Here is a 25,659-nt window from a genome sequence, read left to right on the forward strand (position 1 = left end):
GATATGGGATACAGCCTCTAAGATGGGAAGAAAATAAACTTCAGCCCCAGACCTCCGGCAGCTGCCAGCGCCAGACTGACCCAGGGCGAGACCGGAATGACGGGGAACAGATTGTCCAGGAACATACCGGCGAATACCGCAATAACGGCAATTCCGATGTAGATGCCCAGGCCCTTGATGTCGAAGGTCTTGGGCTTCGGGCTGTCGTCCTCCGACAAGGAGGTCATCCATTTCATTATAAGTTCAACCAGCGGGACGGAGCCTGCGCCGACGGCGACCAGCGTGAACAAGCTGAGCTGGCTGAATACTTGCTGCGGGCCGCCGATCCACTGCGTAATCAGGCCGGCAATGCCCATCGTCCCGAACAGCAGAGTCAGAGCGGCCCAGGAGATCATCAGGGAATTCTTCAGCCGGCTGCGCGGAGTACGCGGGGGAGCGCTCTCCATCACCGCCTTGAAATAATCGCCCGGCATCCCTCCGAAAATCTGCTTGGCGTTCTTCCCCTTGGCTTGTCCCTTCAGCAGCAGCACAGCCGCCTCCAGCAGCAGCTCCTCTGCACGTACAGCATCTACGGAACTGGCGCGCATCGCCAGAATCATATCTTCGAAATAAGAGCGGTTAGACGGCGTCATCTGCTCCCGCAGCAGGTTGTTCTGCTTAATCATAGCTTTGACTTTCATAGTGTGGACCTATACCTCCAGCATTGAGTGATCAGGATACCTTCAACCTAGAGTATACGTTTGTGCACCAGCCGTGTGCAAGGACAACGTTTGTTCACGAAGAGCTGAATAATCCTTTTGGAAGAGTAAACACTGAAGAGGTGGTTGCTCCACAAATCAGGCTAGAGGGAAGGCAGGGAACGTTATGGAACAGGAGAACAAGCAAGAACCCGGCAAAGCTGTGAACGGCGGCACCGCGCCTGCACCGACTAATAATGTGGGGGACTGGGGCAATTCTGACGGCTTCAGCCTATGGGATGCTGCGGCGCAGGGCGAGGAGAACGGGCTTGAGGATTGGGACGGCCGGCAGGAGACTCACGATATGTTCCACGACAGCTATGAATGAGTGATGCTTAAACGGGCAGACATGGGCCTCTTTTGCTCCTGCGGGAGTGAAAGGGGCTTTTGTCAAATACAGGGGAGTGGAATTGCGGGCTTGATGCTTATTGACAAGAAATTAGCACAGATATTATAATGGAGGCATAAATCATACTAAGTTAATCGGAATTATTATCTTTCAAAATAAATCAGTAATCCAGGGGAGGACGCCGCAATGGAACGGAATATCATCATCCGGCATAACGGAGAGGAACTGACAGCGAGCATACACTATCCGGCCGCAGACCGGGCAGGGACAGGACGGTGCAAGAACCGGGTGCCGCTTGCTGTAATCTGCCACGGCTTCGTAGGCAGCCGGATCGGTGTTGACCGGATCTTCGTTAAGGCCGCCCGTGAGCTGGCGCAGGATGGCTACATGGTGATCCGCTTCGATTATGCGGGCTGCGGGGAGAGCAGCGGCAATTACGGCAGTGAGGATATGGAGTCGATGATCGGGCAGACCCGGGCGGTGCTGGATTACGGCATCAGCTCGGCCGATGTGGACCCGCAGCGTGTAACGCTGATCGGGCATAGTCTGGGCGGGGCGGTGGCGCTGCTGACCGGTGTCCGTGACCGGCGGGTGAAGAACCTTGTGCTCTGGTCCGCCGTCGGCTATCCCTTCAATGATATCGTCAAGATTGTCGGAAGAGAAGCCTTCGACCGGTCGGTGAAGAGCGGGTCGGCCGATTATGCAGGTTATTCGTTCACTCCGGTATACTTCAATTCCCTCGCTGCCTTCCAGCCGTTCCAGGAGGCCGGAAAGTTCAGCGGCGATGTGCTGGTCATCCACGGAACCTCCGATGATGTGATCCCTGTGGACTATGCGTTCCTCTACCAGAAGCTGTTCTGGACCCGGCCGGAAGGGCGGTGCGACAAGGAGATTATTTTCCAGGGCGATCATACCTTCTCTTCGGGTCCTGCGCAGGAGCAGGTGCTGAAGCGCACCCGGGATTGGATGAACCAGCAGGAGCATCTGCAGGAGGAATGGCAGAACTGGATGATATAGGAGCATTGCCGCACTCGCAATGGCCGGGAATTAGCTGTAAAATAAAGGGGCAGACCATTACTTGGGAATGGAGGCTCTTACCCTATGAAATTACCGGCCTTTTTTATTGCGCACGGCTCCCCGCTGCTGGTGCTTGAGGATAACGACTATACGCGTTTCCTGGAGCGGCTGGGTTCGGATCTGGGGAAGCCCCGCGGCATTGTCATCTTCTCAGCCCATTGGGACAGTCCCGAGCAGTTGATTACAGTGGATACGCAGCATGATACGCAGCATGATTTCTACGGGTTCCCGGAAGAGATGTATCAGCTCACTTATCCTGCTCCAGGTGATCCCGCACTCAGCAGCCGCATTTCGGAACTCTTCAGGGACGGTAATCTGCCTCATCAGCCAGTGCTGGGCCGGGGGCTGGATCATGGCGTCTGGGTTATCCTGAGCAAAATGTTCCCGCAGGCGGATATCCCCGTCGTGGCCTTATCCGTGGATTCGCTCCGCTCGCCTGAAGAGCAGTATAACATCGGACGGCTGCTTGCACCGCTGCGCGAGGAAGGTATCCTCCTGATCGGCAGCGGCGGCCTGGTTCATAACCTCAGACTGCTGAAGCAGGATGATCAGCCGGAGCAGTGGGCGATGGGCTTCGACGGATGGATTGCACAGCGGCTCGAAGCCTGGGATCTTCCCTCCCTGTATGCCTATGAGAAGCAAGCCCCGCATGTGCGGGATGCCGTACCTACCTACGGCAAGGAACATTTCGTCCCGCTCTTCTATGTAATGGGCACAGCCGATGAAGGCCGGCGGGCCCAGTTAATGATTCAAGCCTATCAATATGGTACGCTCAGCCTGAACTGCTGGATGCTTGACTGACTGACGGATAACTGACTAAGGGTTGACTATTATATGAATGAATACAGGACACAGCCGCTATAAGGCTGTGTCCTTTTTCTGCTGATCTCAAGACAAACTCTGCCAGCTATGATTAAATAAAAGAAGCAAGCTGTAACTTAACGATTAGGAGGAACAACGTGTCAATATCGATGAACCGTTATGCATCCCGTCCTGTATATGCTCTGATCCTTGCTGCGATGCTGCTCTCTGCCTGCAGTAACGGGCAGGCCACGCCTGTGCCCGTACCAACATCTGCACCCACAGCAGCGCCAACCCTGGAGCCGCAGCCGACAGAGGCGGTGGAGCAGACACCGGCCCCAGAGCCTGCCGCCGGGACGGTCTCCGGCTTAACGGGCCTGCCTGCGGAGGAAGGGAGCCTGCCCCGGCCGCTGGCGGTCATGATCAATAATGCCCCGGCGGCCCGGCCGCAGTCCGGGATCAGCGAGGCGGATATTCTGTACGAGGTGCTGGCGGAAGGCGGAATTACCCGGCTGATCGGTATCTTTCAGAGTCATTCCGGCGTGGTGAAGATCGGGCCGATCCGCAGTATCCGCCCGTATCTGCTGGATATCGGCGAGAGCTACAGCGGCATAACGGTCCATGCCGGAGGCAGCCCGGCCGCTTATGCCATTCTGCAACGGGAGAAGAAGGCGGACATGGACGAGATCGGCCGGGCGGGAGCTTACTTTTGGCGGGACAAAGAGCGCAAGGCCCCGCATAACCTGTACAGCAATGCCGCCAAGCTGCGGGAGGGCGCAGCGAAGCTGGGCTATGCGGAGAGCGTGAAGGTTCCCGGTTTTCTTTTCCACGATCCGGATTATATTCCTGTGGAGGGCGACCCGGTGCTTGCGCTGAGCGTGAACTTCCTGCTGAAGAGCTACAATGTCGGGTACAAATATGACGCAGAGCAGCGCATATATGCCCGCTGGGTGAACGGCAAGCCGCATCTGGATCTGAATAATGCCCGTCCGGTGGAAGCGGCGAACATCATCGTGATGGGTTCGGACCATAAGGTGCTGGACGATATCGGCCGGCTGCAGGTGGACACGGAGCTGGGGGGAGAAGCGGTGCTGTTGCAGCGCGGCGTAGCTCTTAAGGGCAAGTGGTCGCGCAGCCCCGGAGACGTCATCCGGTTCGTGAAGCAGGATGGCAAGGAGGCGCTGATGTTCCCGGGAATCACCCATATTCTGATCGTCCCGAACAGTCCCTCGTTCAGCAGTCATGTCGAATATGCGCTGGCACCTGCGTCCCGCTGAGTCCGGCTGGAGAATTGAATGTTCGGATGATAATTTTCGCAATTACAGGGAATTGTTATTATAGTGTGAAAAAGTTCGGTTTTTTGTCTTCTATCCCTTCTATCGATATGATAAGATAACAAGGGTTGTCATTCATTTTCATGCGTTTTACATGGAATGACTTCATTTTTTTCACGGCAATATTATGTAAAGGGGTCCTAGACTAATGAAGCTCAGAAAAAAGGATATATTCTTTGAGACGCTGGAAAACATGGCTGACACCATTGTTCAGGCGGCCGATTATTTCGCTCAGAATATCTCGACTCTCGAGGGCAATGTGGAGAATTTCGCTGCGGAGATGAAGAAATACGAATCCCAATGCGACACTTACACGCACACTGTCATTAAGGAATTGAACAAGACGTTTATTACGCCGCTGGAGCGGGACGACATCATGGATCTGATCACCAGCATGGACGATGTCATTGACGGGCTGGAGGCCTCTGCCTCGCGTTTCTATATGTATAATCTGCTGGATGCGGATGAATATATTGTTCAGTTCGCTGAGATTCTCCGCCAGAGTGCGTACGAGATCCAGAAGGCGGTTCATTTGCTATCCCAGAAGAAGCTTCTGGCGATCCGTGAATACACCATCCGCCTGAATGATCTGGAGAACCAGGGCGACGAAGTCCTGCGCATCTGTACCAAGGCCTTGTTCGAGAAGGTGAAAGACCCGATTGAGCTGATTAAGCGCAAAGAATTGTACGAGCGGCTCGAGACAACCACAGACAAATGTGAAGACGTAGCCAATATGCTGGAATCGATCATCATGCGCAACTCATAAGGGGCTCTGAAATATGGATACATCTATATATGTACTGGCTTTTGTTATCTTCCTTGCGCTGGCGTTCGATTTCATCAACGGGTTCCATGATACCGCCAATGCGATTGCGACTTCTGTCTCCACACGTGCGCTGAAGCCGCGTACAGCGATCATGCTGGCTGCTTCCATGAACTTTATCGGCGCCTTGATGTTCACCGGAGTGGCGAAGAAGATCGGGGGAAGCATTACCGATCCGACCTTGCTGGACAACGGGATAGACATTGTGACAGCGACGCTCATTGCGGCGATTATCTGGAATCTGGTCACCTGGTGGCTCGGTATTCCATCGTCCTCTTCCCATGCACTTATCGGTGCGTTAGCCGGTGCGGTATACGTTGGGGCAGGTACGGAGCATATCAAATGGAACGGATTCATTGAGATTGTGGAGGGGCTGGTCTTCTCCCCGCTGATCGCTTTTGTAATCGGGTATATTGTGATGACGATTCTGAAGTGGATCTTCGCGAAGCGCAGTCCGCACACGGTCAACAAGGGCTTCCGTTCGATGCAGATCATCACAGCAGCACTTCAATCCTTCACCCATGGTACGAATGACGCGCAGAAGGCGATGGGGATCATTACCTTTGCCCTCGTGACCTCGGGACGGCTGGATACGATGGAGGTTCCGCTCTGGGTTAAGATCGCTGCGGCTACATCGATGGCGCTCGGAACGTCTATCGGCGGCTGGAAGATTATTAAGACGATGGGCACGAAGATTTTCAAAATCGAGCCGATCAACGGCTTCGCAGCGGATATTTCGGCGGCCTCTGTTATTTTCACAGCGACGCTGCTGCATCTGCCGGTAAGTACGACACATGCGATCACCTCATCGATTCTGGGTGTAGGTTCAGCCAAGCGCTTCTCCGCTGTCAAATGGGGAGTGGCCGGACGGATCGTGGTCACCTGGTTCATTACGATTCCGATCAGTGCCGTGCTGGCGGGAGTGATCTTCAAGCTCTTCTTCTAGATCCGAACAGAATAGATTGCCTGGACAAAGATGTCGCGGAAGCCATGGATGGCTTTAGGACATCTTTTTTTGTGTTCAGCGGTCAGCCTCCGCCTAAGAGGGGTTCTTTGATTTTTCAAGCGAGAAATGTCACAAAAAGTCACAACAACTCGATAAAAAACGTTAATAGGCGTTCGAAGAAAATGAAATACATAACATAACTAAAAGAAAATAACATTATGGAATTAAATTTTACATAGTATTATGTAGGATTCGGTAGTCTCTACAGTAAGGTGTGTTTTAAGTGTTACCATTGCTGACAAACACCCGAATAGACAAAGGAGGCTTAGCTATTGATCGACTTTCATCAGGTAGACAAACATTACGGACAATTCCATGTACTGAAGGCCATTGACCTGCATGTTCAGGAAGGGGAAGTTGTTGTGGTAGTTGGTCCCTCCGGCTCCGGCAAGAGCACGATGCTGCGCTGCATTAACCGTCTGGAGACGATCACGAACGGCGGATTAACCGTGGACGGTATAACTGTAAATGAACGCAAGACAGATATCAATACCCTGCGCAAAGAGATCGGAATGGTCTTCCAGCACTTCAACCTGTACCCGCACAAAAAGGTGATCGACAATATCACTCTGGCTCCCGTGAAGGTGCTTGGTCTAAGCAAGGCGGAAGCGGAGAAGACCGCGATGTATTATCTGGAGAAGGTCGGCATTGCCGATAAGGCGCAGTCCTATCCTTCCCAGCTATCCGGCGGACAGCAGCAGCGGGTGGCGATTGCCCGGGGGCTGGCGATGAAGCCGAAGATTATGCTGTTCGACGAGCCGACCTCGGCCCTGGACCCGGAGATGGTCGGGGAGGTGCTGGATGTCATGCGCGCCTTGGCGCGTGAGGGGATGACGATGGTTGTCGTGACCCATGAGATGGGCTTCGCCCGCGAGGTGGCGGACCGGGTCATCTTCATGGATCAGGGGCAGATCGTGGAAGAGGCTGAGCCGGAGCAATTCTTCGCCAGCCCGAAGGAAGAGCGGACGCGAACTTTTCTCAGCCGTGTGTTAAGCCACTAGACCAAATATATAGGAATCCGGGGAGGAAGCGAAATGAAAATGTCCAAAAGCTTCAAGGTGTTAAGTGTGCTGATGATTGCGGCTATGCTGGTGATTGCCGGGTGCGGCAACAACAAGAGTAAGAACGAACCTGCGGCAGGCGGCAATGCTGCCGGAGGGGCAGCCGCTGATTCTGAAGCGATTGCCAAGATCAAGGAGCGCGGCAAGCTGCTCGTCGGCGTGAAGTTCGATACCCGCCTGTTCGGTCTGAAGGACCCGGCCTCTGGCAAAGTGGAAGGCTTCGATATCGATATCTCCAAGGCCATTGCCAAAAAAATTCTGGGTGACGAGAATGCGATCGAGCTGAAGGAGGTCACCTCCAAGACACGCATTCCGATGCTGAATAACGGCGAGATTGATATGGTAGTGGCTACAATGACCATTACGGAAGACCGCAAGAAGGAAGTCGATTTCTCCGATGTCTATTTCCAGGCCGGCCAATCGCTGCTGGTGAAGAAGGGCAGCCCGATTACAGGTCTTGAGAGCGTTACGAAGGACACGAAGGTCCTCGGCTCCAAGGGGGCAACCTCGATCAAGAATATCAAAGAGAAGGTGCCGGGTGTAACCGTGCTTGAATTCGATAACTACCAGGATGCCTTCAGCGCGCTCAAGGCAGGTCAGGGCGATGCGCTCACTACGGATGATGCCATTCTGTACGGGATGGCTTCACAAGACCCCGGCTTTGAGGTGGTAGGCAAGCCGTTCACCGATGAGCCTTACGGTATTGCAGTCCAGAAAGGCAACGCCGATGTAGTTAAGGCCATTAATGATACACTGGCTGAACTGAGAGCCAATGGGGAGTATGATGCCATCTATACGAAATGGATTGGTAAAGCTCCGGCCAAGTAAGCCTGTTCCAAGCAAGGGCTTCACACGAATTTCCAGTAGAAACGGTACCGTCTTGTCTAAGGACGGCAACGCCGTTTCTACTTGTGTGTAGGAACAGCCGCCGTAGTCCGGGCAGGAAAGAACTCATACCCATAGGGTAAAGGCAGGTGAAAATTGATGGATTTCTCGATTCTAACGAATTACTTCGGATTGTATATGGAGGGCTTCTACGGTACGCTGCTGTCCAGTGTGCTGGCCCTGATCGGCAGCTTTCTGATCGGCGCGGTCGTTGCCGTCTTCCGCATGACTTCAGTCAAGGGTCTGCGCTGGTTCGGCGCGGTGTATGTGGAATTTATTCGCAATATCCCGCTGCTGCTGGTCGTGTATATTTTCTATTACGGGCCTTCCGCTCTGGGCTTCACGCTGGACGGCTTCAAGGCAGGAACGATCGGTCTCGCCGTATATACCTCGGCCTTCATCGCAGAAGCGATCCGTGCCGGAATTATGGCCGTGCCCAAGGGACAGATGGAGGCGGCACGTTCCTCCGGCCTCAGCTACATACAGACCATGCTGCATATCATTCTGCCGCAGGCGATCAAGCTGGTCATTCCTCCGCTCGGCAACCAATTCATTAATCTGATTAAGAACTCCTCGGTACTGACTCTGGTGGCCGGACTTGATCTGATGTACTTCGCCGACGGCATTTCTACCGAGACTTACCGTACCTTCGACACCTACATTTTCGTGGCGGTATTCTATCTGTTGCTTACGCTTCCGCTCAGCTATGGCGTGCGGATCTGGGAGCGCAGACTGCAGCGCAACTATTAAGAGAACTCTGAAGCTGAGGGAGGAATATTATGGATTTCGCAGGTGCGTATTCCGCCGATAATCTGAAGTTTCTGCTGGACGGACTATATGTGACGCTGATCGTTGCTTTTGTATCGATCTTCCTGAGCTTTATCATCGGCTGTATGATTGGCGTCATCCGCTACTCGGAAGTGCCGGTGCTGTCTCCGGTCATGTTCTATCTGGTGGAGCTGATCCGTAATCTGCCGCTGCTGCTGATCATCTTCTTCATCCGATTCGCTTTGCCGGAGGTCGGGATCAAGCTTGGACTGATCACTGCGGCCATTGCAGCACTAACCATTTTCGAAGCGGCAATGATTGCCGAGATCGTCCGTGGCGGCTTAATGTCGATTGACAAAGGGCAGATTGAGGCGGCGCGTTCTTCAGGGTTAAGCAATGCCCAGACCTTATGGCATATCGTGCTTCCCCAGGGACTGCGGCGGATGGTTCCGCCACTGGTCAGCCAGTTCATCTCCCTGCTGAAGGATACGTCACTCGCCGTGGTGATTTCCCTGCCGGAGCTGATGCATAATGCCAACATTGTGATCGGTCACAGCTATAGCTATGCCATCCCTACGCTGGCGCTGGTTGCCCTGATCTATTTCGCCGTCAATTATCTGCTGTCGCTGCTGTCGAGAAGGCTTGAGCATAGAGTGATATAACCTGAGCAGAATGAGGATTAAGCCATATTCAATCCAGTGCCGCTATGATACTATAATTGTCAACCTCTCTAGGCAGGAGCAATGGCGATGGGACAATCGATTCTGAGAATACAGGCGGTACAGATTCTGCTGGTGGCCGCCGTTACTGCGGTAGCCGGAGAATTCAAGATCAACCCGTTTGACGGAGATCTTTTCCGGATTGCCATGGGCAGCAGCGCGTTTCTCCTCTTCCTGTTGTTAATGAGACAGCTGCCGTATATCCGCACAGGCTGCGCTACCGGGGTGGTCGTGCTGTTATTCCGCACCGCCATGGATATGGCGGAAGGCAGCGGGATGGCGGTAGAGCAGAGTCTCAGCAGCCACTTCTCGGCGATGATCTATTATATAGTGTTCGGCGCGCTGATGCATGTCATCAAGAGCCGGATCGATACCTTCCATCCGCTGGTGCTTGGCGCCGTTGCCGCGCTGATTGATCTCCTGTCGAATGAGATGGAGCTGCTGACCCGGCTGATCGTGCTGGATTCCGCGACCTTCCGCCTGAACGAGTGGACGTACCTGATGGCGATTGCGGTCCTGCGTACGTATTTCACCACCGGGGTATACAGCAGTATCTCTGTCAGCCAGCTGCGTATCCGGGAGCGGGAGCAGCAGGAACGGACCCGGCAGATGCTCGGCTTCGGCTCCGGCCTGTACGGGGAAGTGTTCTATCTGAAGAAGTCCATCGGAACTCTGGAGCAGGTAACGCTGAACAGCTTCGAGCTGTACAGCAGACTGAAGGACGGGGAAGACACGGGACGGCACAGCCGGCAGGTGCTGGACATCACCCAGCAGCTCCATGAGGTGAAGAAGGATTCGCAGCGGATTCTGGCCGGGCTGGTGAAGCTGGTGGAGCGTGAGGTGAACGGGGACATGCCATTATCGGAGATTCTGCGCTTCGCGGTCAAGAGTAATGCCAAATATGCGGAAATGCTGGGCAAAGAGATCCGGTTTCAGGTGCAGATCACCTCCGATTACACAACCGACAGCCACATTCCACTATTAACCCTGCTTAACAATCTCACCGCCAACGCGGTGGAAGCCGTTCAAGGGACAGGCAGCATCCACCTGAACGCTGATGAGAAGGACGGGATGACGATTCTATCCGTGGCCGATAGCGGCCCAGGCATCGGGAAGCGTGATCTTGACCTGCTGTTCGAGCCGGGCTTCACCACGAAATTCGATGAAGAGGGCGTCGCGGCCACGGGGATCGGGCTTTCTCATGTACGGGATATAGTGAATATGTTCGGGGGAAGCATTATAGTTCAGCCGGTATCGCATACCGGAGGGGCCATGTTCCAGATTCTATTGCCGGGCGCAAAGCTGCGGAAGGAGGAATAGAGGATGCCGCTATCATTCTGTATTGTTGATGACGACGCGTCAGCGAGAAGGATGCTCCAGCATATTATAGAAGACAGCGGGCTTGGCGAGGTAACCGGTATCGCGGAGAGCGGGCAGGAGGGAGCAGCCCTGATTCTGAGCGGGACCCCGGACATTGTGCTGATGGATCTGCTGATGCCGGGTCAGGACGGGATTGAGACCATCCTCGCTCTACAGGCCCAGGGCTGCCGTTCCAAGTTCGTAATGATCTCGCAGATCGAGAACGGGGATATTGTCAGCCGCGCCTACAAGAGCGGCATTGAATTCTTCATCCGCAAGCCGATCAACAAGATTGAAGTCGAATCTGTACTATATAAAGTGAATGAGCGTTACGCCATGAGCCGTTATCTGGATGAGATCAAGCTGACGCTGGGGAAGCTGGAGGGCCTGCAGTTCGGACTGCCGCAGCATCCGCCCGGCAAGCGTACCGTCAAGGAGATTGTCCAGCCAATTCTGATGAATATGGGCATGATCTCGGAGAACGGCAGCCGTGATATCATCACGATCATGGAGCTGGCGGTAGCCGAAGGGAACAGCGGAAGTCTGCCGTCACTGAAGGAGCTGTATGAGCTGACCGCTGCCAAGTACAGACCGGTGCCTGCGGAGGCAGCCAGAGAGGTCAAGGCCATCGAACAGCGTCTGCGCCGCGCCTTGGCGGCGGGGCTGACCCATCTCGCGTCCATCGGTCTGACGGATTACGGGAATCCGAAGTTCGAGCATTATGCGCCGCTGTATTTCGACTTTGAAGAGGTGCGCCTGAAGATGAAGGAGATTGAACAAGGCCGGGATACCGGCAAGGTGAAGGTGAACATTAAGAAATTCCTGCAGGTGCTGCATCTGGAGGTACTGGAAGGCTTGGGCCGCTAAGCCGAATAGGGGACAAGGGCCGGGCCCCCGGATGCCGCAACGGCATGTACAACGATAGAGACAAGACCAAGAAACCACCGGAGCCGCTGGTCAGCGGGCTGGCGGTTATTTTTTTGCGGATACATGCGGTACAATGATAGGAAGCAACTAGAACAGCGCAGCTCTGCTGCGGATTGCCTGGATAGGGCGGAGGACTTATATTATGATACGAACACTTGCCGTAACCCATACGGGTGAGGTACTGAACGATCTGCAGCTTCAGGATATCGTGCTGGATGATTATGCCTGGATCTGGGCGGATTTCGCTATGCCGACGGAGGAAGAGACGTTGGCGCTCGACACGTATTTCCATTTTCACCCGCTGGCGATTGAAGATTGTATGCATGTCTTGCAGCGGCCGAAGCTGGATTATTACGAGGATGTGCAGTTCTTCGTGCTGCATTCGCTGAATGAGCGGACGCTGGAGGCCGAAGAGATCGACCTGTTCCTCAGCCGGAAATTCCTCGTCTCCTACCATCATCAGGATAAGCCGGAAATGGAGGAGGCGTGGCAGATGGTCAAGGCTGAAATACATAGCCGCAAAGGCTGGTCGGGCGGGCCAATGGCCGCTGCCTACACGGTGATGGACAAGCTGGTCGACAAATACTTCCCGTCACTGTATACGCTGGAAGATGAGCTTGCGGATCTGGAGAGCCAGGGCGGCAACGAATCGGTGGAGGATCTGATGAGCCAGGTCTTCAATGTGCGCGGAAGGCTGCTGAAGCTGCGGCGGACGATCGTGCCGATGCGTGACCTGATGTACCGGATCGTTAATTCGCAGCATGTGCAGAGCAACGGGGAAGAGCGGGTCTACTTCGGCGATATCTATGATCATCTGCTGAAGCTGACCGATATGATTGAAGTTGACCGGGAAATGACCGCCGATCTGCGTGACAGCTACATCTCGCTCAACTCCAACCGGATGAATTCCATAATGAAGACACTCACGGTCATTACCACGGTATTCATGCCGCTGACGCTGATTGCCGGAATCTATGGAATGAACTTCAGGGTGATGCCGGAGCTGGAATGGAAATATAGCTATTTCGCAGTGCTGCTGCTTATGCTGGTGCTGGGTATCGGAATGTTCGGCTGGTTCCGGCGGAGCGGCTGGTTTAAGTAAATGGAAAAAGCGCGTTAAACGCCGCCGCTTAGGAACGGCGGCGCTTAACGGAGGAGGGGCCACCGGATTTACGCTTCTTGGGGGTGGTGTGGCGGCGCTTCGCGGCAGGGCGTCTTTTTTTGCGCCGTTTGGGGGTATAGAGGGCTGCATCCTCTTCGGCGGCGAGCTCTCCCGCTCCACTGCCCTTGCCTTTGCCGAATCCGCCCATCACGAGCTTGACCATCGGAGCCATCTGTGAGAAGCCCTGCATCACCTTCTGCACCTTGCCCATAGTGTTGACGATGCCGTCAATCCCGCCCATCCGGTCAACGATTCCCTTGATCTGCTCCATATTCGCCAGGCTTCCGAGATTTCCAAGCCCGCCCAGCAGGCCTCCGGCCTTCGCGGCAGAAGCATCTGCAGCGGGTACAGCGAGAGCGGTATCTGTAACTTCAGTGCCATAAGCAGGCAGAAGCGCAGGTTCTCCGGGAAGCGGGGCAGGCGTATAAGCAGAGAGTCCCGGATAAGGCGACGGATTGTAAGGTTCAGCCAGTGAACGGCCCTGCTGGCGGGAATGATTATAGTAATGCTGAGGCATAGGATCACATTCCTTCGTTAGTGGTTTGCTATACTGTATGTCATGGGCGAACAGACGGTATAGACGAATGCCCGGGTAACCGGGATACCAGCGGAAAAGGGCGAATGCCTATAGAGCGCAGGCGGAAGTGAAGAAACCGTGTCCATGCTTGATTTCGCACGGTTTTGTAGTACTATGATTAAGGCGGTCTAACCTGGGAGACGGAAGTAGCAGAGCGTGAACTCCCGGTTATGTTGTGCGCCCGGGGCGGACGTTTGTCCATCGGTTTCACTCTTTACAGCGTGAAACCGTTAATGCTTGAAAAATGTGCTCCAGTACAATATAGTAGAGGCAAGATAATCACATTCAGTTAATGCTTAGGGGATGATATGGCGATGCAGCTAAAGAAGCTAAACGATAAAAGTATCGATCAATTATTTGAGGCTATTTTAACATTAAAAAATATGGAAGAATGCTATGTATTCTTTGATGATTTGTGCACAGTAAACGAAATTCAATCGCTCTCGCAGCGTCTTGAAGTCGCGCGGATGCTGGGCAAGGGGTCTACATATAATCAGATTGAAGCCGAGACGGGGGCCAGTACGGCGACGATCTCCCGCGTGAAGCGCTGCCTGAACTATGGCAATGACGGTTATAAGCTCACGCTGGAACGTCTGGGCCGTTAATCCATGGTTCCGGGTGTATTGCTGATCAGTCACGGCTCGCGGGATCAGACCTGGGTGTCTATGGTGGACGAGGCAGTGAGCCATCTCACGCTCCGGGAGGAGCTGCCTATGGCGGTGGCTTTCCTTGAGCTGGTAGAAGGACGATTGATACAGGATGGAATCGATAAGCTGGAACATGCAGGGGTCACAGATATTATTGTGATCCCCTTGTTTGTTTCTTCCGGCAGCACGCATGTCGATGAGATAGAATATGCGCTGGGTGCGAAGCCGGTTCCTGAACGGGAGACCGATCTTGAGCCGTTCAGGGTTGCTGCGGAGATTCATTACGGTTATCCGGTCGATGACGATCCCGATATTGCGCAGATGCTGTGGGATAAAATCCGCGGGCTGTCGAAGCATCCCGGGCGGGAGATGGTGCTGCTGGTCGGACACGGCAGCCGGCATGAGGGCTTCCGGCAGCGCTGGGAGCAAGGCATCTCTTCGCTTGCGGCGCGGGTACGTGAGGTCAGCGGGCTCGCTGCCGCTGATTACGGGCTGCTGAACCCGGACAGTGTCAGAAGCCGGGTGGAGTACTGGCAGGAGCAGGGCTATGATGTGCTGGTGTCTCCGCTATTTTTGAGTGAGGGATACTTCACCAAGGTGGTCATTCCGCAGCGGCTGGAAGGGCTGGATTATGCCTACTCCGGCCAGACGCTGCTGCCGCATCCGCTGCTGCCGCGCTGGATTCAGCGGCAGGTGGAAGCAGCACTCCGGCACCTTGGTGGTCAGCGTTAGCCGGAACGCCGGAGATGAAGCTAATCATAGGGATGCGCTCAGTGTTCAATGGAGCCTTTGCTGCATACATATATCTATACTCTCTGCCGTTCTTCTAAGCTTGGAGCCCGGGCAGCGGGTATAAATATATTCCTGCTCCGTCCCCCGACATTGCTTGTGGGGTAGAGAATTGGGTATAATCAGTAAAGTTATCCATTATATAAACAGGTGGCGTTCCGGTAATGAAAACTGCGAGATTGATTTATAATCCCACTTCTGGTCGGGAAGAAATGAAAAGACGACTCGCCGATATTCTAGACCGGCTGGATGTAGGCGGGATCGAAGCCACTTGCCATGCAACTACGGGAGAGGGCGATGCTACTGCGGCTGCAGCCCAGGCTGTGGAACGCGGTACTTATGATCTGATCATAGCTGCAGGAGGCGACGGTACGCTCAATGAAGTGATTAACGGGATGGCGGAGAAGCCGAATCTTCCCCCGCTCGGCATACTGCCGCTGGGAACGACGAATGATTTCGCGCGGGCCATGGGCATTCCGAAGAACTGGGAGGAATCCTGTGATCTGATTCTGCGTCAGGAGTCCCGCCTGATCGATCTCGGCAAGGCCAATGACCGTTACTTCATTAATATAGCAGGCGGCGGACAGCTGACGGAACTGACCTATGAGGTTCCCAGCAAGCTGAAGACCATGATGGGTCAGCTCGCCTATTACCTGAAGGGCATTGAGAAGATGGCCAGCCTTGCTCCGCAGGAGCTGTACATCCGTGCGAACGGCCAGGAGATGATCCACGACGAATTCATGCTCTTCCTGATCGCCAATACGAATTCGGTCGGCGGCTTCGAGAAGCTGGCTCCGGGTGCGCGCATCGATGACGGCCTGCTGGATGTGATTGCCGTCAAGAAATGCAATCTGGCCGAGTTCATCCGGCTGGTGCGTCTGACCATTCGCGGAGAGCACCTGAGTGACAAGAAGGTTATCCATTTTCGCACCGATGCCATGGAGGTAACCTCTCCCGGCCATGTACAGCTGAACCTGGACGGTGAGCTGGGCGGCACCCTGCCGGGCAACTTCAGCATTTTGCCGCAGCATCTGCAGATTTTTGCGCAGAATTAATCGTGAAGAACATGAAAGAAGTGAACCTATACACATGAATAAACAACGCAGCAGGCGCAGCGCAAGCCGCCGGGAACAAGGGGCGGCCCCTGTCGCCGGACTGCCGGTGAATAAGAATGATGAGGTCCTGCTCGATATCATCGGCATGACCCATGAAGGTGAAGGGGTAGGCCGCGTGGAGGGCTTTACCCTATTTGTGCAGGGCGCTCTTCCCGGTGAGAGAGTCCGGGCCAGAGTGCTGAAGACCAAGAAGCAGTATGGCTACGCCAAGCTGCTGGAGCTGGTGCAGGCCAGCAGCGACCGCATCGCGCCGCCCTGCCCGATCTATGATCAGTGCGGCGGCTGCCAGCTTCAGCATATGGACTATACCGCGCAGCTCGCGTGGAAGCGGCAGCTGGTGGTGGACAACCTGCAGCGGATCGGGAAGCTGAACGTGGCCGGTGCGCCAATAAGGGGCGCGGAGCAAACCCTTACGCAAGGCGAAGCAACAAGTGCTGCCGTTACGGAAGGCGAAGGTATCCGCGTACTGCCTGCGCTCGGCATGGACGAGCCCTGGCGTTACCGCAACAAGGCCCAGGTGCCTATCGGGGTAACCGACGGCGGTCTGGTCGGCGGCTTCTACGCACGCGGCAGTCACCGGATCATTGACATGGAGACCTGTCTGATCCAGCATGAGGACAACGACAAGGTCGTTGCCACTGTGAAAAGCCTCGGCCGTGAGCTGGGCATCACCGCCTATGACGAAGAGACCGGCCGTGGACTGCTCCGCCACGTTGTGGTCAAGAAGGCCTTCCGCACCGGCCAGATGATGCTGGTGCTGGTTACGAACGGCCGGGATATCCCGCATCTCGATGCCTGGATCGGCAGTATCCGCGGGCAGCTTCCGGCGGTTGTCAGCATCTGCCAGAATATCAACACCCAGCGCACCAATGTCATCTTCGGTAACGATACACGCGTCCTCTGGGGCAGCGAGGTCATCTACGACTACATTGGTGATGTGCAGTTCGCCATCTCGGCGCGCTCCTTCTACCAGGTGAACCCTGCACAGACTGAGGTGCTATACGGCAGAACTCTGGAGTATGCTGCGTTAACCGGCAAGGAGACTGTAATCGATGCCTACTGCGGCATCGGCACCATCTCCCTGTTCCTGGCCCAGCATGCGGATCAGGTCTACGGGGTTGAGATTGTGCCCGAAGCCATCGAAGACGCCCGCGCGAACGCGAAGCTGAACGGGATGAACAACGTGAAGTTTGAAGTCGGCGCATCTGAGGATGTCATCCCGGCCTGGAAAGAGCAGGGCATCACCCCGGACGTCATCGTCGTCGATCCCCCGCGCAAGGGCTGCGACCCGCGTCTGCTGGAGACCATCCTGTTGATGCAGCCGGAGCGTGTCGTGTATGTGTCATGCAACCCATCGACGCTGGCCCGCGACCTGCGGGTGCTGGAGGATGGGGGCTACCGGACGGTGGAGGTTACGCCGGTGGATATGTTCCCGCATACGGTGCATGTGGAGTCGGTGGCTTTACTTGATCTGAGGTAGTACTTCAAACTGCATTATCTTGGAACAGAATATGAAGGCGCAGGGGAGGCATGTCCGCAGAGCGGAGGTGGCCTCCCTTCTCTGTATTAAGCTGCTGTAAAAATCTGCCCTTAATGTGGGCTTACCCGCCTTATCCGGATGCACCAATCCGTCTATAATCAAAAATGTAAGCGAATACAAAAAAAGGGGGGGTATAAGGGGAACTATTAATGATGAAGCGTATACTAATCACATCTCTGAATATCGACTTTATGAAAAGAGCAATAGAGCATCACTGGTGAAATCATGATTCACTGATGACCTAGTGTTTGTTTGCTAAAAAAAATATGAAAGAGGTGTTTAATGATGTGGAAAAGGTTCAAATTATTAAGTGCATTATTAATTTTTTGTATGGCCAACCTGTTACCAGTCTTTCCTTCGACAGCAAGCGCGGCGGGTACAATTGTAAGCTATCCATTACCTTCGATCTATACCACAACTAGTCAATACACGGTAACAGCAGACTCTACCAATATACCGGTAATCGACACTTCGGCGGTATTTGTAAACTATAATTATTGTAATTTCTCTTTTTCAGGTACGACTACAATCACAATAACAGCAAGCGAGCCAATCAATACCTATAATATTTCTCCCAAAGCTTTGGGAATTACTGCTACAAAGAGCGGAAATACACTTACTTTTACACTTTCATCACCAACCTATCTGATCGTTAAAATCAATAATCTGAAAGATCTGGTGATTGCGGCAGATGCTCTTGAAACCAATGTTCCGGCTTCATCTGGTACAGGGATATACAATGTTAAAACCGGGTACGGTGCTGACAGTACCGGTGCCACTCTGGCTACAACTGCCATACAGAATGCCATCAATGCGGCTAACGCAGCAGGCGGTGGTATCGTATACGTTCCAGCCGGAGTGTACAAGAGCGGAAACATTGTTCTAAAAAGCAATGTTTCGGTTTATCTGGAGGGTGGTTCTGTGATAAGGGGCTCAGGAAATCCAAGCGATTACACCACCCATTTTCATAAGAATTCTCTGAATAAGGATGGAACCTGGTTTATCTATACCGAAACCAATGCAAACAATATTAAGATATACGGCAGGGGAACTATTGACGGCAATGGCCATTACATGAGAAATACCAACAACTATTTGAACAATATTCTTGTACCCTTGCAGTGCAGCAACTTCACGGTTGACGGCATAACCCTAAGAGACAGCGGCGGCTGGGCTACAATCATTACCAGATCTAATAACGTAACCTTCCAGAATACCAAGCACTTCAACAACAATGAACTGGATTATGAGAATGATGCAATAGACATTCAAGAGAGCCAGAATGTACTCATCAAGCACACTGTAGCAGTATCGGAGGATGACACCTATTCATTTAAGACATGGGATGTAGCAACTACGGATATCGCTGCAAACTGGCCGGGAAGCTCTGAAGAACAGTCAAATATAGTTGTCGATGATGCTTTGGCCTGGAGCAGATGTGGCGCCTTCAAGGTTGGAGATGGGGTGAAACAGCTTCAGGATGGCATCGTTGTTAAAAACTCTTTTGTATACCGGTGCTGGCGCGCTTTAGCGGTAGGTCATCTCTATGGAACTCCAGCAGCACAAAACATCGTATTTGACAATATAGATGTAGAAGGCTTCTGGCCAAGATCCGGTGTTCACTCCAGATGGTTTGATCTTTCTGCAAAAACCGGTCCGATCAAAAATGTGGTCTACAATAATATCAATTTACGCGCTTTAGGTGAAGTTTCAGTAATGAAGGGGTGGAGTGACACCTCTACTGTCTCCGGAGTTACATTAAACAATGTTCGCGTCGGTGGAGCTGCGGTAAATAATTTGGCAGATTTGAAAATAACGGATACAAACAGCTATGCTGCAGATCCAAAATTCAACACATTGAAATTCGAAGCGGAAGGCTATAACCTTAGTTCAGGTGTTATTTCCTATGAGTCAAGCACTGATGGCGGGATTGATGTGGGTGGAGGCAGTAATGGCGACTATATCGCATTTAAGAATGTAGACTTTGGCAGTACAGCTAAAACAAGTATTGATCTGAAGGTTGCATCCGCTAATTCCGGCGGAAAGATAGAATTCCACTTGGACAGCCCTACAGGCCCTATGCTGGGTTATTGGACGGGAGAAAGCACAGGCGGATGGCAGACATGGTCAGTCAAGAATATTCCGCTTACTGCCGGGACAGCGGTAGGAACCCATACGGTATATGTTACTTTTGTGAAGTCAGATTCAACCACCGTTGCAAATTTAACCTGGTTCCAGTTCAAGTAGAATAGAAACGGTTTGATTTGATTGTAATAAGAGGGATAAAGGGGTATATCAACCGATATACCTCTTTATTCAGCTAAAGGACTCCTCACTAGTGTTGCATAAAATTTAAAATTGTTGACAATTGGTATATTTGCAATTTATACTAAACATATCCATTTAAGGGTGTCATTCATCGAAGTTAACTAGAGCATTTTCGGCAGGGCTTTATCGCTTGGGAAAATGCTTTTTTCTGCTTTTCACTCCTGCACCAAGACATATTCCGCCTCCAGCATCAATTGCAGCATCTCTGCAAACAACTCTTTTGGTTCGAATGCACATTGTCCATCATTTTGAGATTATTCTCCTTCGCACTCACTTTCACCTACTCATTACTGAATATCACCATGTATGCTATCCTCTCTAATTAGCCTTTCTAAAGATTATCTAACGGAGGAAACATGATGTCTAAATCAATAGAATTTATCTTGAGAGATGAAATTTTTGCTGAGCTTGACATCGAGTATCCAGATGACCACGATACCCCTTTGTTGGATCAAGGGATCGATTCGGTCGGCTTCATCAAGCTTATTGTTTCAATGGAATCGAAGTTTAATATCTCGATCCCTGATGAGGATCTATTGTTTGAAAAGTTCTCCACGGCTGGATTAATCCTTAATTATTTAACCGAGAAAACGATATGATGACTATCATTCAGCGTTTATTCATGGAGGCTTGTGACCGCAAGGATCATATTATCCTTCAAGATCTAAAGCAGCAGTGGACTTATGCGGAAGTGATGACAGAAGCATACTTAATTGCTTTATATATCAACAAGAACTTTGAGCTTGAGGCCGGAAGCCATCTTGCAGTATACACAAATAATGAGCCTTTGTTCATTACTGCGGCGCTTGGCATTCAGTTCTGCGGTCATGTACTAGTACCGGTTCCTTACTCTGTATCCAAAACTGAGCTTGAAAATATTCTAAATGCCAGTGACGCCAAGCTGGTAATCAGCAAATATGCACAGCCTGCGCATTTAAATTGTGATATTCATTGGGTTACCGCTCAGGATTTCTCGCAAGAACCGGTGCCTTCGTTTGAATCCATCACGTTAACGAATCCGTCCGATCCCCATCCATGTGCGATTCTCCTTCCTACATCGGGCACAACCGGAAAATCTAAAATCGTTATGTTATCCCATGAGAATGTATTAACGAATGCGCTGGCCCATGGCGAAAAGGTCAGGTATACGGACCAGGATTCGTTTCTTGTAACGATGCCCGTTCATTTCAGTTCTACGATTGTCACGCAATTGATTTCTTGCATGCTATTTGGAACCCGAATTTGGCTTATCAGCTTGCCCTTGCTGCCGCGCACAGCGTTCAGACTGTTTCAGGATAAGGCGGTCACGGCATTCTCAGCGGTGCCTACGCAATTGATGCACTTTGTTTCCGATTATCATCAGACAACCAACTGGAGTGCCTTTGATTCCATTGAATTTATTGTGATAAGCGGTGCGCCGGTTCCCGCGAAATTAGTAGACCATCTTCAGACTGTATTTCCCCAAGCGGACATTATTCAAACCTACGGATTGACAGAAGCCTCTCCGCGGGTGAGTATGATGGACCGGGGAGACCGCTTTTTATCCTGTGGATCACCCATCAGTAACGTTTCTATTCGGCTTGTTGACGAAGAAGAGAATGAGGTTGAAGGAGCGGCTATCGGAGAAATTTGGGTCAAGGGCCCAAATGTAATGATTGGTTATTACAACAACACGGAGTTAACGAACGCTACCATTGTTGAGGGTTGGTTAAAGACAGGAGATTTGGGATATTGGAATGAATCCGGGTGTCTCATCCTCACAGGCAGAAAGAAAAATATCATTATATCCGGCGGTATCAATATCTATCCGGAAGAAATCGAGGAGTTTTTATATAGTTTGAAAGAAGTGGAGGAAGTCATGGTTGTTGGTGTGCACGATGATCTATTAGGCGAAGTACCCATCGCATTTCTGAAGGTTTGTGGAGAATGTCTGATTGATATGACTGCGCTGACACAACATTGCAACTTGCATTTGTCTTCGTATAAGGTGCCTAGACAATGGAGGATTGTAGATGAAATTCCAAAAACAAAAACAGGAAAACTGGATAGGGCAAGTACGAAGCACTTATTGCTAAATGAGTAGGGGTGAACGAAAAGTTGAAGAATACAACTCACACCTTGGGCAGGGGAATATTGCCGGTAAGTTATCCGCTGATTACAACCTATACGCAACATGCTCATCTCTTGTCCATACTTACCCATTACGAGTGCGCACACCCATGGATATTCAGCAATTATATTCAATTATTCATTAACAAAGATTATAAACATAATTGGGGGGATTTTTATTTCCCTCTGACTTATGAGCTGCGGCCTTCAGATGCATGCAAATGGATTTCTACTCAAAAGATACATAGAGATACTGTAACAACTAAATGGGACTCTGTTATTCATTTTATTATAGAAAATATTAATGCTAATAATTATATCCACACTATGGTGAATTATTTCTACGTGCCCCTAAGCGATCGGTATCAGAGACTCCAATTGCATCATGACATATTTGTTTACGGCTATGACTTAAATAGAGAGATATTGTATGTTTCCGATTTCTTTAAGAACGGCATTTATAGTCAAGCTGAGATATCATTTACCGATTTCAATCTTGCGTTCAACACTAATCATCTAACAACCAATCATGATTATCTAAGAGAAATGGTGTATCTGTATAGATTCAATGATCAAGTTCAGGATAAATTCAGTGCAGATACCCTAGTGAATTCTATAAGAAATTATTTCACTAAGAGAACGCCGGAATATTGGGAGATGTTCAATTATGGGGGCGACAGGGATCATCTTGACTTCGGCATGCAAATATACACAACTCTATTTAATTATGTGAAAGAGACAGCGGACAATGAGTCTAAGCTTGATATAAGACCCTTTCATTTACTTTATGATCATAAGAAGATAATGACGCTGAGACTCAAGTATTTGTACGATAATCAGCATCTTATGAACTTACATCAAGAGCATATAGATGAATTCACAGCCATTGAACTTAAGGCAAAGATACTTGTGAATGTAGCGATTAAATATAATTTGACAAGGGATATGAGTATTTCAGAAAGCTTATATAGGCTGATAACGGATATAGAAAATGAAGAATCAATATTCCTTGAACGATGGCTGAAGATGGTAAGTATTCCGAAGCCGGCGGTGTTCTAGGTATTACATATGGAGGGAGTGATGCTGGGATTATAATCATTGTGATATAGCGTATTGAATAAGCTCCACACAGTTCCTGCTTGTTTGACAAACCTTAAGCAATGGGGGGGATCTTTATATTCATCGTATTAACAGGGGTCGCAGGCTTCATCGGTTCCAACCTTGCCGAGAGGCTGCTGCGGGAAGGCCATACCGTTATCGGTGTCGATAATTTTCTGACCGGGTCCGCTGTCAACATAGACAATCTCTTACGGTCGCCAAATTTCAAGTTTATCGAGCATGACGTCATTTATCCGCTCACAGTTGAAGGCCCGGTCGATTGGGTGATGCATTTCGCAAGTCCTGCCAGCCCGCCCAAATATTTGGCCTATCCGATCGAAACGATGAGGGTCAACAGCGAAGGGACGATGCATCTGCTGCATCTGGCCAATGAAAAGCAGGCCGCTTTCTTCCTGGCTTCAACAAGCGAGATCTACGGTAACCCAACCGTCCACCCTCAGCCGGAGAGCTACTATGGAAACGTGAATTCGATTGGATCAAGAAGCTGCTACAACGAAGCAAAGCGGTATGCAGAGGCGATCACCTACTGGATGAACAGGAAATACGGCATACCGGTAAGGGTCATTCGGATCTTCAATACATTCGGCCCGAAGATGGATTTATATGACGGACGTGTCATTACCAATTTCATTAATCAAATCATGTCCAAGCACAACCTTACGATTTATGGCGACGGCAGACAGACGAGAAGCTTTCAGTATATCGACGATTTGCTGGAAGGGATTATAAGACTGCTGGGCACCACGTATGAACAGCCGGTCAATTTGGGGAATCCGCATGAAGTCACCATACTTGAAGTCGCCCAAGTATTGAAGGAGCTCATGAAGTCCAACGCACAGATCGAGTTTCTCCCGCTGCCGGAAGACGATCCTAGGAGAAGGAAGCCGGATATTACCATATCAAGGACGATTATGGACTGGGAACCGGCGATCGGTTTGCATGATGCACTCGCTAGAACGATCCATTATTACCAAGGTCAATATATCCATTAAACGGGAGGTACTTATGCAAGAACAGATCATAGCGATGATAAGCGAAATTAAGGACGACGCCCAGCTGGCAAACCGCTTGAACGAGCATTCCAGCATCATGGAAGACGGGGGACTCGACTCGTTACAGCTAATTACTTTCTTATTAAAGGTGGAGGAGCGTTTCGATATTGAAATCGATTTCGAACAATTTGACTTCGATTTTTTGGAGTCGGTTACGGCCTTCTGCAATTATATCTCGGAGCTGCAGAAGACGGCATCTGTATGAACGATAGAGGCAAGCGCTTGAAACCATGGATGGAGGAAGAGAATTTATGGGTAAGCGGAAAGTAACGATTCTATGCTCGGGGTTCGGTCTGGGTTTCTATATTCCCGGCCTATTAGCTGCAAGCGTTTTCAAGGAAAGGGATATCGCAACGGAAGTGCTCGTGTTCGAAAGCTATTTGGAGCAAGACAAAAGGGATCATATTGCAGACAGCAGGAAGGCTTACCACAATAATTTCGCACTTGCCAATTTTTCGGCCCGAATGCCGATGGATATCCGGAGCAGCATTGATGATGCCCAGGTAGAGCTATTGCTGGAGGCGTGGAAAGCGGAAGAACGGTACGAATTCATATCGCTATCCGGACACTGGGTCTATATTCTGGATTTGTACAGGGAGAAGATGCGGCCGAATCCAATTCATGTAGACCTGCTCTACGTCGATTCAGATCTGGCCCCGTCTTGGAAGAGCCTGAAGAAGTTTCATCCCCGGTATGACGAGCATTATTACAATGCTTGTCTGTATGACACCGATAAGATGGAGATTCGATACGAAATCCCGGTTCTTCCTGGTACGCTAATACCCTTCGAATCAAGGAAGCGGCGGCTTGTTGTTCATGGCGGCGGCTGGGGGATGGGCACTTATCAAAGTAAAGTTCCGGAGCTTGCCGGCCATAACTATGGGCTTGATATCGTAGCTTACGACTGGAAGGAAGCGAAGCCCGATCCCGACCACCGGTATTGGATGAACGATCCGGATTGGTGTTCATGGGTGAAGAGCGGAAGCGGCCTGCACGAGTTTCCGCCATACATTGAAATAGCGGGAGAAGATACGAAATCATACGCCGCTAAGGCTGATCATCATTGGTTATTTGACGTCGCTTCGGAGGCGATGGCAATTGTGGCCAAGCCGGGAGCGGGTACATTGATCGACTCGCTTGCCTCCGCAACCCCTCTTATTCTGCTGGAGCCGTTCGGCAGTCATGAGCTTAGCAATCTGGAATTGTGGGAGTCGCTGGGGTTCGGAATACGCTACGAGAAGTGGCGGGAGACGGATTTTTCCGTAGATGTCCTTAAGGAGATGCATCAAGCGATCAGGAACAGACCCGGAGAACGGACGAATTATGTGGATCACTATTGTTCGAGGGTTGCGTTAGTGAAGAGGTAAGATTTTAA

The 25,659-nt window shown here is 51.3% G+C and carries 26 protein-coding genes; 24 read left to right on the plus strand and 2 right to left on the minus strand.

Going from position 1 to position 25,659, the window contains the following annotated elements; genetic code table 11:
• Nucleotides 1-17: 17 nt before the first annotated feature.
• Nucleotides 18-680: a DUF1129 family protein gene (locus MHH28_RS26070; RefSeq protein ID WP_405106909.1), complete on the minus strand. Its 663-nt coding sequence runs from the start codon at nt 678-680 to the stop codon at nt 18-20.
• Between the two features lie 184 nt (nt 681-864).
• On the opposite strand from MHH28_RS26070, the gene MHH28_RS26075 reads away from it, so the two are divergent.
• The 13 genes from MHH28_RS26075 (at nt 865) to corA (ending at nt 12,948) form a co-directional block, all read left to right on the plus strand.
• The gene (locus MHH28_RS26075) at nt 865-1,065 is read left to right on the plus strand and encodes a hypothetical protein (RefSeq protein ID WP_405106911.1); all 201 of its coding nucleotides are present in this window, start codon (nt 865-867) and stop codon (nt 1,063-1,065) included.
• Between the two features lie 207 nt (nt 1,066-1,272).
• On the plus strand, nt 1,273-2,103 hold the full coding sequence (locus MHH28_RS26080) for an alpha/beta hydrolase family protein (RefSeq protein WP_405106913.1): 831 nt from the start codon (nt 1,273-1,275) through the stop codon (nt 2,101-2,103).
• Between the two features lie 84 nt (nt 2,104-2,187).
• A complete protein-coding gene (locus MHH28_RS26085) occupies nt 2,188-2,964 on the plus strand; it encodes a DODA-type extradiol aromatic ring-opening family dioxygenase (RefSeq protein WP_405106916.1) in 777 nt (258 codons plus the stop codon).
• A gap of 158 nt (nt 2,965-3,122) precedes the next feature.
• Nucleotides 3,123-4,241 carry a DUF3048 domain-containing protein gene (locus MHH28_RS26090; protein WP_405106919.1) on the plus strand — a complete coding sequence of 373 codons (1,119 nt, stop codon included), beginning with the start codon at nt 3,123-3,125 and terminating at the stop codon, nt 4,239-4,241.
• A gap of 205 nt (nt 4,242-4,446) precedes the next feature.
• Entirely contained in the window at nt 4,447-5,064 is a 618-nt protein-coding gene (locus MHH28_RS26095; RefSeq protein ID WP_405106921.1) for a DUF47 domain-containing protein, read from the plus strand.
• Between the two features lie 13 nt (nt 5,065-5,077).
• Nucleotides 5,078-6,067, plus strand: coding sequence for an anion permease (locus MHH28_RS26100; protein WP_405106924.1), 990 nt, complete (start codon nt 5,078-5,080; stop codon nt 6,065-6,067).
• 332 nt (nt 6,068-6,399) lie between these two features.
• Nucleotides 6,400-7,128, plus strand: coding sequence for an amino acid ABC transporter ATP-binding protein (locus MHH28_RS26105; RefSeq protein ID WP_405106927.1), 729 nt, complete (start codon nt 6,400-6,402; stop codon nt 7,126-7,128).
• Between the two features lie 33 nt (nt 7,129-7,161).
• Nucleotides 7,162-8,016, plus strand: a complete 855-nt coding sequence (locus tag MHH28_RS26110; protein WP_405106929.1) for a glutamate ABC transporter substrate-binding protein — start codon at nt 7,162-7,164, stop codon at nt 8,014-8,016.
• 156 nt (nt 8,017-8,172) lie between these two features.
• Entirely contained in the window at nt 8,173-8,823 is a 651-nt protein-coding gene (locus tag MHH28_RS26115) for an amino acid ABC transporter permease (protein ID WP_405106932.1), read from the plus strand.
• A 29-nt stretch (nt 8,824-8,852) separates the two neighbouring features.
• A complete protein-coding gene (locus tag MHH28_RS26120; protein WP_405106934.1) occupies nt 8,853-9,503 on the plus strand; it encodes an amino acid ABC transporter permease in 651 nt (216 codons plus the stop codon).
• An 87-nt stretch (nt 9,504-9,590) separates the two neighbouring features.
• On the plus strand, nt 9,591-10,880 hold the full coding sequence (locus tag MHH28_RS26125) for an ATP-binding protein (protein ID WP_405106937.1): 1,290 nt from the start codon (nt 9,591-9,593) through the stop codon (nt 10,878-10,880).
• Nucleotides 10,881-10,883: 3 nt separating this feature from the next.
• The gene (locus MHH28_RS26130; protein ID WP_405106940.1) at nt 10,884-11,786 is read left to right on the plus strand and encodes a response regulator; all 903 of its coding nucleotides are present in this window, start codon (nt 10,884-10,886) and stop codon (nt 11,784-11,786) included.
• Nucleotides 11,787-11,988: 202 nt separating this feature from the next.
• Nucleotides 11,989-12,948, plus strand: coding sequence for a magnesium/cobalt transporter CorA (gene corA, locus MHH28_RS26135; RefSeq protein ID WP_405106943.1), 960 nt, complete (start codon nt 11,989-11,991; stop codon nt 12,946-12,948).
• A gap of 28 nt (nt 12,949-12,976) precedes the next feature.
• Here the strand turns inward: corA and MHH28_RS26140 are convergent, their stop codons facing one another.
• Complete coding sequence (locus MHH28_RS26140; RefSeq protein WP_405106946.1) at nt 12,977-13,525, minus strand: tyrosine protein kinase; 549 nt, start codon at nt 13,523-13,525, stop codon at nt 12,977-12,979.
• 374 nt (nt 13,526-13,899) lie between these two features.
• Between MHH28_RS26140 and MHH28_RS26145 the strand changes: the two genes are divergently transcribed.
• The 11 genes from MHH28_RS26145 to MHH28_RS26195 all read left to right on the plus strand — a co-directional run bounded on the left by MHH28_RS26145 (nt 13,900) and on the right by MHH28_RS26195 (nt 25,651).
• Nucleotides 13,900-14,190, plus strand: a complete 291-nt coding sequence (locus MHH28_RS26145) for a YerC/YecD family TrpR-related protein (RefSeq protein WP_019913624.1) — start codon at nt 13,900-13,902, stop codon at nt 14,188-14,190.
• Nucleotides 14,191-14,193: 3 nt separating this feature from the next.
• Nucleotides 14,194-14,964 (plus strand): sirohydrochlorin chelatase, encoded by a 771-nt coding sequence (locus MHH28_RS26150; RefSeq protein WP_405106949.1) that lies wholly within the window; start codon nt 14,194-14,196, stop codon nt 14,962-14,964.
• A 221-nt stretch (nt 14,965-15,185) separates the two neighbouring features.
• Nucleotides 15,186-16,076, plus strand: a complete 891-nt coding sequence (locus tag MHH28_RS26155; protein ID WP_405106952.1) for a diacylglycerol kinase — start codon at nt 15,186-15,188, stop codon at nt 16,074-16,076.
• A gap of 34 nt (nt 16,077-16,110) precedes the next feature.
• On the plus strand, nt 16,111-17,616 hold the full coding sequence (gene rlmD / locus MHH28_RS26160; RefSeq protein WP_405106955.1) for a 23S rRNA (uracil(1939)-C(5))-methyltransferase RlmD: 1,506 nt from the start codon (nt 16,111-16,113) through the stop codon (nt 17,614-17,616).
• A gap of 390 nt (nt 17,617-18,006) precedes the next feature.
• On the plus strand, nt 18,007-19,923 hold the full coding sequence (locus MHH28_RS26165) for a carbohydrate-binding protein (protein WP_405106958.1): 1,917 nt from the start codon (nt 18,007-18,009) through the stop codon (nt 19,921-19,923).
• 464 nt (nt 19,924-20,387) lie between these two features.
• Complete coding sequence (locus MHH28_RS26170; protein ID WP_405106961.1) at nt 20,388-20,603, plus strand: phosphopantetheine-binding protein; 216 nt, start codon at nt 20,388-20,390, stop codon at nt 20,601-20,603.
• On the plus strand, nt 20,600-22,087 hold the full coding sequence (locus MHH28_RS26175; protein WP_405106964.1) for a class I adenylate-forming enzyme family protein: 1,488 nt from the start codon (nt 20,600-20,602) through the stop codon (nt 22,085-22,087). The genes MHH28_RS26170 and MHH28_RS26175 overlap by 4 nt, the downstream gene beginning before the upstream one ends.
• A 14-nt stretch (nt 22,088-22,101) precedes the next feature.
• Nucleotides 22,102-23,172, plus strand: a complete 1,071-nt coding sequence (locus MHH28_RS26180; RefSeq protein ID WP_405106966.1) for a hypothetical protein — start codon at nt 22,102-22,104, stop codon at nt 23,170-23,172.
• A 101-nt stretch (nt 23,173-23,273) separates the two neighbouring features.
• Nucleotides 23,274-24,224: an NAD-dependent epimerase/dehydratase family protein gene (locus MHH28_RS26185; RefSeq protein WP_405106968.1), complete on the plus strand. Its 951-nt coding sequence runs from the start codon at nt 23,274-23,276 to the stop codon at nt 24,222-24,224.
• Between the two features lie 13 nt (nt 24,225-24,237).
• Nucleotides 24,238-24,489, plus strand: coding sequence for an acyl carrier protein (locus tag MHH28_RS26190; protein ID WP_209875463.1), 252 nt, complete (start codon nt 24,238-24,240; stop codon nt 24,487-24,489).
• Between the two features lie 46 nt (nt 24,490-24,535).
• The gene (locus tag MHH28_RS26195; RefSeq protein WP_405106970.1) at nt 24,536-25,651 is read left to right on the plus strand and encodes a UDP-glucuronosyltransferase; all 1,116 of its coding nucleotides are present in this window, start codon (nt 24,536-24,538) and stop codon (nt 25,649-25,651) included.
• Nucleotides 25,652-25,659: the final 8 nt, after the last annotated feature.

Origin of the sequence: Paenibacillus sp. FSL K6-1217 (genome assembly GCF_045040735.1) — a bacterium.
Classification (GTDB): Bacteria; Bacillota; Bacilli; order Paenibacillales; family Paenibacillaceae; genus Paenibacillus_AQ.